The organism is Pseudomonas sp. TZ252 (genome assembly GCF_056110345.1).
This window is the reverse complement of sequence record NZ_CM148566.1, coordinates 5521186-5536413: the sequence shown is the minus strand read 5'-3', so window position 1 is coordinate 5536413 and position 15228 is coordinate 5521186. Positions and strand designations below refer to the sequence as shown.

Annotated in this window: 9 protein-coding genes and 3 pseudogenes; 8 read left to right on the top strand and 4 right to left on the bottom strand. The window is 60.3% G+C overall.

Annotated features, from left to right (window positions below; all coding sequences use genetic code 11):
* Positions 1–527: 527 nt before the first annotated feature.
* The 4 genes from ACYAF3_RS25550 to ACYAF3_RS25535 all read left to right on the top strand — a co-directional run bounded on the left by ACYAF3_RS25550 (position 528) and on the right by ACYAF3_RS25535 (position 7006).
* Positions 528–1952 carry a DUF1329 domain-containing protein gene (locus tag ACYAF3_RS25550; RefSeq protein WP_003089182.1) on the top strand — a complete coding sequence of 475 codons (1425 nt, stop codon included), beginning with the start codon at positions 528–530 and terminating at the stop codon, positions 1950–1952.
* 83 nt (positions 1953–2035) lie between these two features.
* The gene (locus ACYAF3_RS25545) at positions 2036–3622 is read left to right on the top strand and encodes a DUF1302 domain-containing protein (protein WP_105579372.1); all 1587 of its coding nucleotides are present in this window, start codon (positions 2036–2038) and stop codon (positions 3620–3622) included.
* A gap of 8 nt (positions 3623–3630) precedes the next feature.
* Positions 3631–6033 carry an efflux RND transporter permease subunit gene (locus ACYAF3_RS25540; protein ID WP_023082917.1) on the top strand — a complete coding sequence of 801 codons (2403 nt, stop codon included), beginning with the start codon at positions 3631–3633 and terminating at the stop codon, positions 6031–6033.
* 10 nt (positions 6034–6043) lie between these two features.
* Positions 6044–7006 carry a WD40/YVTN/BNR-like repeat-containing protein gene (locus tag ACYAF3_RS25535; protein WP_033999351.1) on the top strand — a complete coding sequence of 321 codons (963 nt, stop codon included), beginning with the start codon at positions 6044–6046 and terminating at the stop codon, positions 7004–7006.
* 84 nt (positions 7007–7090) lie between these two features.
* Here the strand turns inward: ACYAF3_RS25535 and ACYAF3_RS25530 are convergent, their stop codons facing one another.
* A complete protein-coding gene (locus tag ACYAF3_RS25530; RefSeq protein ID WP_003089190.1) occupies positions 7091–7957 on the bottom strand; it encodes a phytanoyl-CoA dioxygenase family protein in 867 nt (288 codons plus the stop codon).
* A 294-nt stretch (positions 7958–8251) separates the two neighbouring features.
* Here ACYAF3_RS25530 and ACYAF3_RS25525 point away from each other — a divergent pair, with 294 nt between their 5' ends.
* Complete coding sequence (locus tag ACYAF3_RS25525) at positions 8252–9451, top strand: PucR family transcriptional regulator (RefSeq protein WP_003160255.1); 1200 nt, start codon at positions 8252–8254, stop codon at positions 9449–9451.
* A 22-nt stretch (positions 9452–9473) separates the two neighbouring features.
* Here ACYAF3_RS25525 and ACYAF3_RS25520 read toward each other — a convergent pair whose 3' ends face one another.
* On the bottom strand, positions 9474–10016 hold the full coding sequence (locus ACYAF3_RS25520) for a hypothetical protein (protein WP_003122765.1): 543 nt from the start codon (positions 10014–10016) through the stop codon (positions 9474–9476).
* Positions 10017–10486: 470 nt separating this feature from the next.
* On the opposite strand from ACYAF3_RS25520, the pseudogene ACYAF3_RS25515 reads away from it, so the two are divergent.
* Positions 10487–11449 (top strand): annotated as a pseudogene (locus ACYAF3_RS25515) (IS3 family transposase).
* A gap of 129 nt (positions 11450–11578) precedes the next feature.
* Here ACYAF3_RS25515 and ACYAF3_RS25510 read toward each other — a convergent pair.
* Together ACYAF3_RS25510 and ACYAF3_RS25505 are read right to left on the bottom strand one after the other, a co-directional pair.
* On the bottom strand, positions 11579–12205 hold the full coding sequence (locus ACYAF3_RS25510) for a hypothetical protein (protein ID WP_169311264.1): 627 nt from the start codon (positions 12203–12205) through the stop codon (positions 11579–11581).
* A gap of 177 nt (positions 12206–12382) precedes the next feature.
* Positions 12383–13024, bottom strand: coding sequence for a hypothetical protein (locus tag ACYAF3_RS25505; RefSeq protein WP_023087971.1), 642 nt, complete (start codon positions 13022–13024; stop codon positions 12383–12385).
* Between the two features lie 418 nt (positions 13025–13442).
* On the opposite strand from ACYAF3_RS25505, the pseudogene ACYAF3_RS25500 reads away from it, so the two are divergent.
* Positions 13443–14320 (top strand): annotated as a pseudogene (locus ACYAF3_RS25500) (IS3 family transposase); the annotation flags it as partial.
* Positions 14321–14382: 62 nt separating this feature from the next.
* Positions 14383–15207 (top strand): annotated as a pseudogene (locus tag ACYAF3_RS25495) (YobI family P-loop NTPase); the annotation flags it as partial.
* Between the last annotated feature and the right edge of the window lie 21 nt (positions 15208–15228).

Here is a 15228-nt window from a genome sequence, read left to right as displayed (position 1 = left end):
CTGACCCGATAACCTGGCAGAACTGTTCTGCTGTAACTCCATGGCAGGCCCTGGCCCTGCCTTTTACCGCCCTTCGGGGCGGTTTTTTTTGCAGGCATTACATCCGCTATAGTCCCGCTCCGCCGCGGGGCGTGCATTGTCGGATAAAGTTGCTCGATTCATGACCGGTCATATCCGATCGCTCCCTCTGACCCGAGGCGAAACGACAATTAAAAATGCCCGAGCCGATATCTACGAAAGTTCCCCTCAAGCTCTCTTGTGCCCTGTTACCAAGCATCTCCAGGTAACACATGTTTCTTTACTTCCCAAGGTGGTGCACAGGGCACTGGGCCTGGAACAGAACTTTTTCCATAACCGCCTGATTTATAACAATTAAAAAAACATGAAAGAGAACTGGCATATGGTTTGCCTCATGATCGTCCGACATGGTCAATTGATCAGGTCAAATGATCATTATCGACAGGAGCCGACTTCTTCCCCTTGGGAGGTCGAGCAACCGGTCCATGCCCTGTGTGAGGAGCCATCCAATGAAAGATGTAACTGAACGGCTGGAAGGTGAAGCGCCCACCCGTCGTGTTTTCCAGCAGCAGTTGTTCATGACCCTCGCGGTATCGACCGTGCTCTGTTCGGTCCAGGCTGCGCCCCAGGGCCCCGAGGCGCTGGGGTCGAAACTAACCCCCTTGGGCGGGGAGATCGCAGCGAGTGCAAGCGGGGATATTCCTGCCTGGACGCAGCCTGGACAGCAGGACGAGGGATGGAGCTACGGCCAGGTGCGAGGAGAGCACTGGAAGTTCAAGGGCGACAAGCCGCTCTACAGCATCGACGCGAACAATCTCGCGCAACACTCGAGCAAGCTGTCCCCCGGACAGGTCGAGCTGTTCAAGAGGATTCCCGGCTATCGCATGGATGTGTATCCGACCCGTCGGACCTGTAGCGCTCCGGACTTCGTGGTCGAGAACACCCGGCAGAACGTTGGTTTCGCCAAGCTCGATGCTGCCGGCCTCGCTCTGGACGAGGCTCACGTTCCGGGCATCCCGTTCCCCATGCCGAGTACCGGTGCCGAGGTGATGTGGAACATGAAGATGCGCTACCGCGGCGTTGGCGTCGAAATTCCCCGGACCATTTCCGGAATTTCTCCACGCAAAGGGGGGGAATGGTTACGTCAGTCGACAGATACCTTCTTCTTCACGCCCTGGGGGAAAAAGGGGAGTGCGCTCTTCTCGTCAGTTGGCCGCCTGGAGAATGCGACCTTCTTCAACTACCTCGAGCCGGCTGCTCTGGCCGGCCAGTCCGCGGTACAGACTGCCGTGGCCGGCGAACAGGCCACGACCTTCTACTACTTCCCCGGCCAGCGCCGCGTGCGGCGAATGCCGTCGTACTCCTACGATGCGCCACAGATCGGCCTGGATAACCAGTACACCGTCGACGAGGCGAACGTCTTCTTCGGCACCATGGACCGTTTCGACTGGAAGCTGATCGGCAAGCAGGAGTTGCTGGTGCCTTACAACGATTTCGGTGCCTACGACACTGGCGCCAAGGTGGAGACGTTTGCCGGCAACGACTCGATCGCGCCGCAGTCGCGTCGCTATGAGCTGCATCGGGTCTGGGTCGTCGAGGCCAATGTCCGTCAAGGCATGCGCCATCAGGCGCCGAAGCGCATGTTCTACATCGACGAGGACAGCTGGAACCCGTTGCTGGCGGTGGACTACGACAAGCAAGGGCAGATCTGGAAAGTGCGCGAAGGGTTCTCGATTCCCGTGTACGAGACAGGCGCCTGCGACGTCCAGGCCCAGGTCCAGTACAACCTGGCGGATGGCCGCTACCTCTTCGACATGACCTCGATCGGGGCGGGCAAGAACGATATTCGCTGGCTCACCGAAGACAACGGCTCCCCCCGACTGAAGCGTGACTTCTTCACCTCCGACAATCTGCGAGCCATCAGCGAGCGCTAACCGACGCCAGATCGAGAGCCAGCATGAAAAAAATAATTACGAAAGCCTCAGGCCTTGTCATCGCGTGCACAACCCCACTGGCAATGGGATTCACGTTCGAAACCGAAACCCTCAATGGCTCTTTCGACTCCACGATCACCGCAGGCATGGGTCTGCGTACCGAGTCACGGGGCTGCAACCTGATCAACCAGGGACCGACCGGGCACAACGCGCCCTCCGGCTGCCTGGCGCAGAGCTCCGGCGTGGCCGACCAGGGCGACCTGAACTACGACCGCGGCGACATGTTCACCAACTACCTCAAGGGCACCCATGAGCTATTGCTGAAGATGCCCGAGGACATCACCTTCATGGCGCGCGGCACCTGGATCCGCGACTTCGCTGCCACCGATACCACCGGCACGCTGTCGTTCAACACCCCGGAGAGCGTCGGCAGCAACGGGCTGAGCGATGACGCTCGCGACGACCTCGCGTTCAAGGCCCGCCTGCTGGACCTGTGGGTGAGCAAAGGCTTCGACGTGGGCGGGCAGGGGGTCCGCGCACGCCTGGGCAACCAGGTGATCAACTGGGGCGAAAGCCTGTTCGTGGCCGGTGGCATCAACAATACCAACGCCTACGATTACCAGGCCTTGGCGCGCCCCGGCGTGCAGCTCAAGGAGGCCGTGCTGCCGGCGCCGATGCTCAGTGTCGCGTCGGGCCTGGGCTCGGGTGTCAACGTCGAGGCCTACTATCAATTCCGCTGGAACAAGAGCGAATTGCCGCCGGTGGGCAGCTACTGGTCCACCACCAACGCGCTGGGTGAGGGCAGGGGGGACTACGGATTCTCCGAAAAGGACGCCCGCGACAGCGGCCAGTGGGGCCTTTCGCTGCGCTGGCAGCCGGAGGACAGCGACGTCGCCTATGGCTTCTACGTGATGCGTTATCACGACAAGTTGCCATCGTTGCGTGTCGCCATTCTCGACCCGAACACCTTCGCGGCGGCACCGACCTGGGAGTACCAGGAAGACCGGATGATGTACGGCATCAGTGCCAACATGCCGATCGGTGACTGGGCCGTCGGTACGGAGCTGTCGTACCGGCCGAAGGACTCGGTCATGCTCAACCCGGTCATCGACCTGTGTACCGGCAACGGCGGCAAATGCTGGAAGGACGAGAAGAAATTCCAGTGGCACCTGACCGGCCTGTACAGCTTCACGCCGTCCAATTCCCCGACGCTTCTGGATTTCAGCGGGGCCAGCACGGGCAGCTTGCTGACCGAACTGGTGGTCATCAAGTACCCGGGGCTGCATGACGAGGTCAATGGCGAACCGCTCGCCGCGGGACTCAATGCCTGGCAGCTGGATCCTGCCAGAGCGCCGAAGTCCCGTGGCGACAAGACCTCTTCAGGGATCAACCTGGACTTCAGCCTGACCTATGACGGCACCTTGTTGCCGGGCTGGCAGGTCACGCCGGGCGTCTTCTATGCACGGTCGCTGGGAGGACGGACACCGAACCTCAGCGCAACCTTCACCGAGGACGCGAGCAGCATGAACCTGTACCTGAACTTCGTGCGGAACCCGGCCAGTTGGCAGATTTCCCTCAACTACGCGAAGTTCATGGGCGGTGAGACGCCCTACGACCAGCTTTATCGTGACCGCGATTATGTCGGCATCGCGATCTCCCGCACCTTGTGAGGCTTGCCGTGAACGGTTCTGTAAAGCTACCTGAGGCCCCGACACGTGGCCTGTTGTCATATGTCGAAGGTGTGTTGTTCAGGCATCGCCGGCTGGTGCTGGCGAGCCTGGCGGTATTCACGCTGATCATGGGCTGGTTCGCCGTACAGCTGCGCATGGATGCCGGCTTCGAAAAGCAATTGCCGGTAGGCCACGAATACATCGAGACATTCGAGGCCTACCGCAATGACCTGCTGGGGGCGAACCGACTGACCATCGTGGTCAAGGCCCGAGAGGGCGATATCTGGAGCGCCCCGGGCCTGAAGCGGCTGTATGACGTCACCCAGGCGGTGACCTTCCTCCCGGGAGTATCGCGCAGCAGCGTGCGCTCCCTGTGGACGCCCAACGCCTTCGTCAACGAAATCACCGAGGAAGGTTTTCGTGCTGATCCGCTGGTACCCGGAACGGTTTCTCCCGAGCACCTGGATGACCGGATCATCGCGAAGATCGCCAATTCCACTGCCCAGGGCGGCTTCATCGGTACGCTGGTTTCCCGGGACCAGAGCAGCGCGATGATCACGGTGGAACTCAACGAGTACGATAGCCAGGGCGCCCATCTGGACTACGTAACCTTCAACCATCGGCTGGAGAAAGAGATCCGCCAGCGCTTCGAAGACGGCGATTTCGAAATCCAGATCATCGGTTTCGCCAAGCAGATCGGCGACATCGCCGACGGAGCTTCAGCCGTGCTGGAGTTCTGTTTGCTGGCGTTGCTGCTGACGGCGGGGGCGGTGTACTGGTATTGCCACTCGCTGCGTTTCACCTTGCTGGCGTTGGTCTGTTCGCTGGCCTCGCTGGTCTGGCAGTTCGGCAGCCTGCGCCTGTTGGGCTACGGGCTCGATCCGCTGGCAGTGCTGGTGCCCTTCCTGGTGTTCGCCATCGGGGTTTCCCATGGCGTGCAGCAAATCAACTTCATCGTGCGCGAGATCGCCATCGGCAAGAGCGCCGAAGAGGCGGCACGCTCGAGCTTCACCGGGTTGCTGGTTCCCGGGACGCTGGCGCTGGTGACCGCGCTGGTTTCCTTCGTGACGCTGCTGTTGATCCCGATCCCGATGGTGCGGGAACTGGCGATCACGGCTTCGCTTGGCGTGGCCTACAAGATCGTCACCAACCTGGTGATGTTGCCGTTGATGGCGTCGTTGCTGCGCGTCGACGACAAGTACGCAGCCGCCCAGGAGGTTTCCCGGCAGCGTCGCAGCCGTTGGCTGCGGGGCCTGGCCCGGCTCGCCGAGCCACGCAAGGCGCAGTGGGTGCTCGGCGCGGCCTTGGCGGTGTTCCTGGCGGCGATCTGGCAAAGCCATGACCGCGTCGTCGGCACGCTGCAGGCGGGTGCGCCGGAGTTGCGCGAGGACTCGCGCTTCAATCGCGACGCGGTCTCCATCGCCAGCAACTACGACATTGGCCTGGACTGGCTCAGCGTGGTGTTCGAAGTCGACAAGGCTCCTTCCGAGGTGGCCTGCGAGGATGTTGCCCTGGGCCAGTACCAGGATCGTTTCGTGTGGGCCATGCAGGGGGTGCCCGGCGTCCTCTCGGTCGCGTCCTTTTCCACCACCATGCGTCAGTTCAACGAGGGCTACAACGAAGGCAACCCGAAGATGGCGGCGGTGCCCATCGACCCGATGAACTACGCCGCGCTGGCCACCGAGGTTGCGCGAACCCCCGGGCTGATGCGCACCGATTGCAGCATGTCGGCCGTGCACCTGTACCTGGCCGATCACAAGGCCACGACCATCAACCGAGTGGTGGACGCCGCCAAGGCGTTCCGCAGCGAGTATCCGATGTCAGGCATTTCGATTCGCCTCGCCTCCGGCAACGCCGGCGTCCTGGCAGCGATCAACGAAGAGGTGGAGAAGAGCGAAACCCCCATGCTGCTTTACGTCTATGCCGCCATCGCCTTGCTGGTGTTCGTGGTCTATCGCGACTTGCGGGCAGTCCTGGTGTGTTGCCTGCCGCTGACCATCGGCACCTTCATTGGCTACTGGTTCATGAAGGAGCTGCAGATCGGCCTGACCATCGCCACCTTGCCGGTGATGGTGCTGGCAGTGGGCATTGGCGTCGATTACGCCTTCTACATCTACAACCGCCTGCAACTGCACCTGGCCCATGGCCAGACGATCACCAAGGCGGTGGAGTACGCGCTGCTCGAGGTGGGCGTCGCCACCATTTTCACCGCCATCACCTTGGCCGTTGGCGTGGCCACCTGGGCCTTCTCGGAGCTCAAGTTCCAGGCCGACATGGGCAAGCTGCTGGCCTTCATGTTCGTCGTCAACATGGTCATGGCCATGACCGTGCTGCCGGCCTTCGCCGTATGGCTGGAGCGGGCGTTCCCGCGCAAACGTCCCGTGCGCATGATCGGCGCGCTGGTGCACTGAGGAGAGAAGCATGAAGTTCAGGGTTTCATTCACCGCGGCCTTGCTCGCAGCAGGATTGCCGCTGATGTCTCTCCAGGCCGCGCCGTTGCAGGCCGTGCCGGCCGTGCAGGCGGGCAATGCCACGCAGGCCACCATGCTGGCCGCCGGCTGGGCCGGAGAGCGGGTGGTTGCCGTGGGCGACCACGGTGTCGTGTTGTTGTCCGACGACCAGGGCAGGCAGTGGCGCCAGGCACGCTCGGTCCCACTATCCACGCCATTGACGGGTGTGTCCTTCGTGGATGCCGGGCACGGCTGGGCGGTGGGTCACTGGGGCGCGATCCTGTCCACCGCCGACGGCGGGGAATCCTGGCAGGTCCAGCGCCTGTCGAGCGAAGAAGACCGGCCGCTGTTCGCCGTGCACTTTTTCGATGCCCGGCAGGGCGTTGCGGTAGGGCTCTGGTCGTTGGTGCTGACCACCGAGGATGGCGGCAAGACATGGACGGAGCAGCCGTTGCAAGCGCCTCCAGGAGCCAAGCGGGCCGACCTCAACCTGATGGGGCTGTTTGCCGACAACCACGGCACCCTGTACGCCACGGCCGAGCATGGGCAGGTGCTGCGCTCCGACGACCAGGGGAACAACTGGCGTTACCTGGATACCGGCTATGAGGGCACCCTGTGGTCTGGCGCGGTGCTGGCCGATGGGCGTCTGCTGCTGGGTGGTCAGCGTGGCACCCTGTTGCAGGGCTCTGCCGATGGCAAGGCTTTTCGCAGAGTGCCAACGCAAGGCAAGGGCTCTGTCACATCCATAGCAGTGGCTGGCGCGCGGGTATTGGCGGTCGGGCTTGACGGACTGAAGGTACGGAGCAGGGATGGTGGAAACAGTTTCCAGGAAGCACCGACGGCTGACGGCCTCTCGCTGACGGCGGCGCTGTTCAACGCCGACGGCACGCCGCTGCTGTTTTCACGTCGCGGAGTAATGCCCCGCCAGGAATGAAAGTGTTCACCGGCCTCTTTGCTTGTCCGGGGACGCGGTTGGGCCTGGCGCCTTCGGGGCCAGGCCGGCCAGCGTGGAAGGCTTCTAGAGCTGGAGATAGTCGGCCAGGTCTGCGTAGTTATGTTGCCACAGGCCTGGGCTGCCATTGGGGTACTGGGAGCGGAAGCCGAGGATCTTCTGAACGCGCGGAGCAAGCGTTCTGACCAGTTCGAGCGGCACGATCAACGGGTAGGCCTCTTCAGGCGTGATGATCGAAGCCTGCATCGGGATGGTCAGCCCGCGACGGTAGAAGTCAGCGGTCACGTTGGCTCCGCCGCCATGAACGACTTTCCCGCCGAACAGCACGGCATCTCCTGCTTTCAACAGGGCAGGGATCGTCATTTCTGGGGTTCCTACATCGTCGAAGTCATCCCAGTCCTGGCTCCCGGGGATCAAGCGCGTGGCACCGTTTTCCTCGGTGAAATCGGTCAGCGCCAGCATCAGGTTGGTGATGGTGCGCGGCGCATGTTTATTCATGGCCACGAACGGTTGGTACTGCGCCATGTCGCGGTGCAGCATTTGCGCTTTGTTGCCTGGGCCGATCTCGATCAACTGGGCCGTGGTCAGCCACCAGTCACCGCACTCCGCGGCGTAGAGCACGTTCCCCAGGTCGTGAAAGAGGTCGTCATCGAGGATCTCCTCGCGAAAGGTCTTGCTGTGGGTGACGAGGTTGGTGAGCCGTTTGGTCTGGCGGCCATGGAACTCGGCGATCAGCTCGTGCTGGTGCTTGGAGCCGGCCTCGAGCGCGGCCAGGGGAGCGTCCAGTTCGTTGTTGATCCGTGCGACTTGTTCGGGGGTCATGAAGTTGCGGATGATCACCGCACCTGCCTGGTCGCTCAGCAGTGCAATCTCTTGCGCTGGAGTCGAGCGGGTTACGACGGGCAGGCTGAAGGTATCGCGAGAGGCTGACATTGAAAGAACTCCGGATTGAAGGAACGGTTGGCGCAGGCGGGTCGCTGCCCGGGCAACGGGCACCGGCGAACAAGCCCGCTTGCCACTGCGCTAAACCCCAAAAAGAGAACATGGAGCGTCACGGCGCCTCCTTGTATTTTTTTGTTCAGGCAGTGAGTTCATGCTAGGTTTCCCCCAACCTTGCGCCAAGGTACGAACTGCACCATTTCCTCTGTGATTTTTGAGTGTTTTGCACCGCCCATGACCAGTACGCCATCCTCCTGGCCACGCCCATCGGAAGCCGTTCGTGAACTCATGCGCAAAGGCGCCGAGCTCGCTCAGACGCTGCCGCCGGAGTGGGTCGAGCGCCTCAATCAGGCGCTGTTCTCTTCACCGGAAGATGCCAAGCTGCTGGAGGACCCGGTCATCCTCGCGGCGTGCCGGCGCGCCAACCGCGCAGAGTTGCTGCATTGGGCGAACGCCAATCTGCAGCGCCCCGGAGAACCGGTGCAACCCTACGTCTCGGCCGACATGGTGGACACGGCCAGGGAACTCGCCCGCAGAGGGCTGTCCGAGCTGCTGATGAATGTCGCGAGGTCGACACAGAACACCGCCTGGGAGCTATGGATGAAGATGGCCTTCAACCTGACGCAGGATCCCAGGGTGCTTGAGGAATTCCTGGAGGTCTCGTCGCGGTCCATCTCGGAGTTCATCGACAGCAACATGCGTGTGGTGACCCAGATCATCCTCGAAGAAAAGAGCGCCCAGGCCCATGACGACCCGATCGACAAACGAAGCCTGGTCAGTCGGCTGCTCGAGGGCAGGGATGTGGATACGGAGCAATTCGGCAGGCGGCTGGGCTACAGCCTTTTCCAGAAGCACTACGCCGGCCTGGTCTGGTGCGAAAGCCCGGACGCCGAGATCCGCCTTCTGGAGGATGTGGCGCGTACCCTGGCGCAACTCACGGGCACGGCGGCGCCGTTGATCGTATTCGCCGGCCCCGCGACCCTGTGGGTCTGGAGCCATGCGGCGAAACCGCTGGACCTGAACCTGCTGCAAGGCATCGCACTGCGGTTTTCAGGGATTCGCGCGGCAATCGGCTCGCCGGGCACGGGAGTCAATGGCTTCCGTCGCTCGCATCTGGAGGCACTGACGACGCAAAGGCTGATGGGCCGCCTGGCGGGCGCACCCGCCGTTGCCACCATCGACCAGGTGAGGATGGTGTCGCTGATGACCCAGGACGACCGCGCGGCCAGGCAGTTCGTCTTGAGCACCCTGGGGCGGCTGGCGACGGAGCCTTCGGTGCTTCAGCGCTCGCTGCACGCCTTCCTGGCCAATGGCTGCAATGTCACCCAGACCGCAGAAGCGCTGGGCACGCATCGCAACACATTGCTGCGCCGGCTGGAGCGTGCCCAGGACCTGTTGCCCGTCCGGCTTGCCGATCATCGCATTCAGATCGCCGCGGCCCTTGAACTGGTGATCTGGAGTACTCCCCTGATCGATGATGATAAATAACCATAAAGACCGAACGCGCTCTTCACAGTAAAAAGGATGCCCCGGTCAGGAAAAGACCGCCAATAAGGAAGAGGGTGATCAGACGAGTGCTGAGCCTGAGAGGAGGCTGATGCTCGACAGTCTTGTCCAGGGCGAAATAAAGCTTTCTGAGTATTTGCCGCTCATCGATATCGTCTGCATCGAATATTGAATCGATCACCGAGTCCGCGCTTGGAAATGGGTTATGCAAGAGCGGAGCGACATCGAATGCACTTTTCTGGAGCGCCCGCGCGGAAAGCAGAGCCGAAGTGACCAGGGCCGCAAGCGCTGCGATAGCAAGAACCACCTCCAGGGGAGTGATCATGCTGATACTGGCCGAAGTGCCAAAGCGAAGCATGGTCCCATATAGAGTTATCACGCCGGCGAGGGCACCGAGTGACAAAGTGAACATGAGGCGAAGGTAGACCGTCACCAGGTTCCTTGAGGAAGAAACCTGCTCAAGATAGATTTTCACCAGTGCTTCAATGGTCAGTCGGCGCGCTTCGAATACAAGCCGACGCTCGTCGGGGGAGGGGCTAGGTGACATCCGTCGTCCTTCTGCTATGGTTGCCTGCTCGTTTCATCTTCGAATAGAAAGATGAGTCCCGCCAGAGCACTTTTTGAATATTCAATGCAGGACGGCGCTTGCCGCAGCAGCGCCGTCATCGTCAATGGAACATACCTACAATTTCATCTTCATGTCATGTTCCGGTTTCGACTCAAGACAGCGGACGTCGTCCCAATGCATTCAACGTCGATCTATCCATTCGACTGTTGATTGCCAATCCATTGTCCAGACGGAGTGCCAGAGCAGCCGGCAGGCTGCGAATATGCGGCATAGATGGACCGTCATGGCTGTGGGACATTCAGCGTGAGGATGAGTATTTGCTCATGACGGGCCCGTATCGGCGATACAGCATTTCATGCAGTGGGCTCCGTGCAGAGGCGGTGACCTGCCCCCCGGTTTCAGTACCACGTCAAACTTAGTAGAGTCCGTTTTCCGAGCAGGAGACGGCAGTGAAAAAGCGTTTTATCGAAGAGCAGATTCTCGACTTCTTCAAGCAGGCGGAGGCCGGTGTGCCGGTGAAGGAACTGTGTCGCCGACACGGCTTCAGTGATGCCTCGTTCTACACCTGGCGGGCCAAGTTTGGCGGTATGACCGTGGCGGACGCCAAACGGTTGAAGGATCTTGAACTGGAAAACAGCCGATTGAAGAAATTGCTCGCCGAGGCCCACCTCGACATCGAGTCGCTGAAAGTGGTCGCCCGGGGAAAAGGGTAAGCCCGACAGCACGGCGGGAGGCGGTGCAGGAGATGCAGGCGCGAACCGGCATCTCCGAGCGTCGTGCCTGTCAGTTGATCGGGCTGTCCCGCTCGGTGTTGTGCTACCAGCCGCGAGCCAGTGTGCAAAACACCGAGCTGCAAGCCCAACTGGTGGAACTGGCCCAAGAGCGCCGGCGCTTTGGCTATCGCCGCCTGCACATCCTGCTGCGGCGTGCTGGCGTGCAGGTCAACCACAAGCGGATCTATCGCCTGTACCGCGCTGCCGGCTTGATGGTGAAACGGCGGCGCCGCCGCCATGGCGTCGCGGTGGAGCGCGAACGCCTGAGTTTGCCGAGCGCACCAAACCAAGTCTGGTCGATGGACTTCGTCTTCGATGCACTGAGCAACGGGCGGCGGATCAAATGCCCTATCAGCGCGACATCAAGCTGAAGCTGATTCAGCTTGGTAAGCCCACGCAGAATGCCTTCATCGAGTCGTTCAACGGTAAGTCCGGGACGAATGCCTCAATGAGCACTGGTTCTGTTCGCTGGCCGAAGCGAGAATCCGCATCGCGGCCTGGCGGCGGGATTACAACGCACACCGACCGCACAGCGCGATTGGCAATCCCACCCCGGCAGAATTTGCTGCAAGTTGGCGAACTCGCCAGCAGCAGCTGAAGCAGGAAAAATTAATATCAACCCCAGGGCCTACTAACTAGGCAGCGGTACTAAAACTGGGGGCAGGTCACTGCAACGCGGGCACATTGACTGCCTTGATCATCACACCTACCCAGTCTTACGCCAAGATGTTTTGGTCGGCCTACTGATGCCCCCTACCGTAACGTCATTCAGAGCAACTTGCGCTGACTTGCTTCTTCCAGAGTGCTCCGTGCCAACTTGGCCAAGATCTCATCAGTCGATTCGTTGAAGGGCAGGGCGAACACCAGCAGTAGCTGCGTCCAGGTAGTCGTTATCTCCCGTTTGACCACGCGTCCTTGTTCCTTGCCATTGGCATCGAAGAAACGAGTCTCCATGATCCACTCATTGTCAAAGGTTCCCGGAATCACCAGTAAAGTAGCGCCTGAGAGGATCGCCAGAAGCATGCTGCCGGTTTCATGGTTGCTAACCTTCACCTTGGCGTAGACGTCCGCAGTATTGAGTCCGAGCGCGACTTGCTCGAACGCTTGACTGCTCTGGTACTCTTTGATCAGCAGTCTCTCCAGGCGAGGTAGATTGAATCCGCGCTGACTGGGGGTACCGTTGAACTGATAGTCGGTATCGACCTTGAGGCTGACGGTGGGCTTGGCCGAGTTCAGTGGAATCGGCCAAGCGCTGGCGTCTGCCTGCTGCTGGTGCGAATAGGAAATGCAGCCGGTGAGTTGCAGGCAGAGAGCGCCTAATAGCGCGAGGTGGTATTTCTTCATCAGTCTTGCGCGAGAAACCTCGTCCTTGGGCGAGGAGGGATAGCGCGTCACGCGAAGCGTGACCCTGCTCTCGCTGCCTCCTTCTGGGGGGTGCTATCGGTAGGGTGTGAGAAAAAGGCGTAGCCATCGGCCTTCTGGATGATCTTGCAGTGGCTAATGCTTTGAATCGCCGTTGTTGCTGTTTGGATGGTGAAACTACCGGTTTGGCGGACTGCAACCGTTCCCTGGTCAATCCGGCTTGCTTTCACAAGGCTCCCCCTCAGGGCAGGGCAACTGCGCAGTGGCATCCTTCAGCAGCGACTCCACCAGTTGAGTGAGTTGCACACTGCCCAGGGAGAAGGCGGCATAGTCGTGATCCCAGAGGCCTGTGTTCTGCTGGACGTCCAGTGCTTTGTGGCTGCTGGCCAGCGCCTTGCCCTCAGCGTTTTCGATCAACAGGTCACCGACCAGATCGTACTTGTCCACGTAGATTGGGCCGTTCACCCAGATCCATGCAGTCAGTGTCAGCAGGGCACCTGGGATATAGCCGGGATGCGGGGTTCGCTTGCCTTCTAGCGAGGAGAAGCTGAACTTCAACACAACGTCATTGCCTTCGACCTTCGCTGGAAAGCTGATCAAGCGCCCGAAATACTCACCGCGCTCGACATGCTGCCCGATCTGTTGGGTCAGGGCCGCGCTGACGGTGCGGCGCCAGTCAGCATTGGTAATTTTCCTGTCGGTGATCTGTACCTCTTCCACCTGAACAGCGTGCGGGTAGGTGCTTTGCGCTGTTTCTGAAGGTGCGCCGATGGGACCGGCGGGATGGAACGAAACACACCCGCCCAGACCAAGCATCAGCAAACCAGTGAGTGGTGGCAGAGTCGAACGCACGGTCTCTCCTTGAACTACCCGCAACTCTGGTCGTTGCATCGAGAGGGTAGTGATGATTTACGGATATCAAGAAATGACGGAAAGCAAGGGAAGAGCATTGCGGGGCGACTTCCTTATCGCTACGTCATCGCTTCCTGGCAGCAAGCGATGCAGGTGGCTGCATTATGCCATTATGCCCTTCTTGTGTCAGGCCCTGAAGGGGAGAGAGGATTACAACGAGGAACATCCGCAGCGCACTGAACTACCGCTCGCCGCTGCGCAATTGCGCTTACTTGACCACCTGATTGCATTTGACTGGACTAAGCATTTGCATCGGATCTGAGACCGGCAGAGAACGACCAATAGCTAGCTTTGAAGGGCAGTTTGTAATCCCGGACACCGATTTAGGCGACAATCCTTGCCGTGAGAGAGGTGTCTGATGAGCAAGCAACGACGTACGTTTTCCGCCGAGTTCAAGCGAGAGGCCGCGCCCCTGGTGTTGGACCAAGGCTACAGCCATATCGACGCCTGCCGTTCGCTGGGTCGGCCTTGCGCCGTTGGGTGAAACAGCTCCAGCAGGAGCGCGACGGCGTGACCCCGAAGAGCAAGGCGCTCGCCCCAGAACAGCAGAAGATCCAGGAGCTGGAGGCTCGGATCAACCGGCTGGAGCGGGAGAAAGCGATCCTAAAAAAGGCTACCGCTCTCTTGATGTCGGACAAACTCGATAGTCGGTGGAAGTGGTCTGTTCAGCTTTCGATGTGGCGCGGTCTTGCTACTACGTCCACCGTCTTCGACGTCGTCGGGTCGATGCGCGCCGCGTTGATGCGTGAGCTGGGCCTGGTCAGCAAGCAACCGGGCTCGCACGCCTATAGACAGGCCATGGTTGAGCGGCCGGATATCCCGAATCGGCTGAACCGCGAGTTCGCGGTCCAGCGTCCCAATCAGGTGTGGTGTGGCGACATCATGTACATCTGGGCGCAAGGCCGCTGGCATTACTTGGCGGCGGTGCTGGATCTGCAGGCACGGCGGGTGATCGGCTGGGCGTTCTCGGCCAAGCCGGATGCCGAGCTGGTGATCAAGGCCCTGGACATGGCCTACGAACAGCGCGGCAAGCCACAATAGGTGCTGTTCCATTCGGATTCAGCCAGTTACGCCAGCCGCTTGTTCCGGCAGCGACTGTGGCGCTACCGGATGCAGCAGAGCATAAGCCGCCGGGGGAACTGCTGGGACAATTCGCCGATGGAGCGTCTGTTCCGCAGCCTGAAGTCGGAATGGGTCCCGCCGACTGGCTACCTGACGGCGCAGGAAGTCCAGCGGTACCACCTGCGGTGGCCGAAGAAAAACTCAACCCACTGTCCGGGATGGGTTGACCACTACAAACGGTGTTCACCGATTTCATCGTTCGGAACGCATCGTCTCTCAAGGGCAAGCTGTGGCAGTCAACGAGCGCAGACTGGTCGCTGCAACAGTATCTTCTGAGCTCCACCAGTATCAGTAATGACGTGCTCAAAATATTGCTCGATGGCGTCGTGCTTCAAGACCTATCAATGATAAAAGCAGCGCTACCTGAAGGGCGGTGGGTCATGCTGGTAGCCTCATCATTTCTGCCATACAGCTCGGAAGTCAGGGAGATCGTACTGAATACTTGCCCACATCTCGAAGGCCAGTACCTGGTTGAACGGTGGGATCTAGCAAAGGCAGAGATCGATATCAGTTCTCTCCAGCTCGACTCGATGCTCACTCTGAGCAAAAGCAAAGCGCTGCCACTCACACAGAAAATTCAGATGTGGTCAGGGCTTAGCCTAGAGACGATTGAAAGCAAACCGGAAGCGGTTCCAGAGCTCGGCCGTGTATCTATGCTGGCCAATAAAGCTGGCGAAAGGTTTGCTGATCCGCTGATGCCTGTGCTGCGACATCTGGTTCGCAACGCGAGCCTAACCTCGGAGCAGCGCTCTGAAATGCTGACACAATGTCTTCCTGGGATGAAGTGGCCGGAGGTTGCCGCAGCTCTAGGGTTGCTCGACGATGAGGACTTCAAAACCGTGAGCGCGAAGGTCAAGAAGATCAAGGTAAGAAACACCGAGTCAAACCGGAGGTTAGTCAACGAGATGAGATCTGAGGGGTACTTGGCAACGGTGACCTCAGAGGACGACGTCATCATCGCAACCACCAGGCCCTCGGCAATGACATCTGAGGACGCCTGAGCGTTGAAGGTAGCAGCTTAG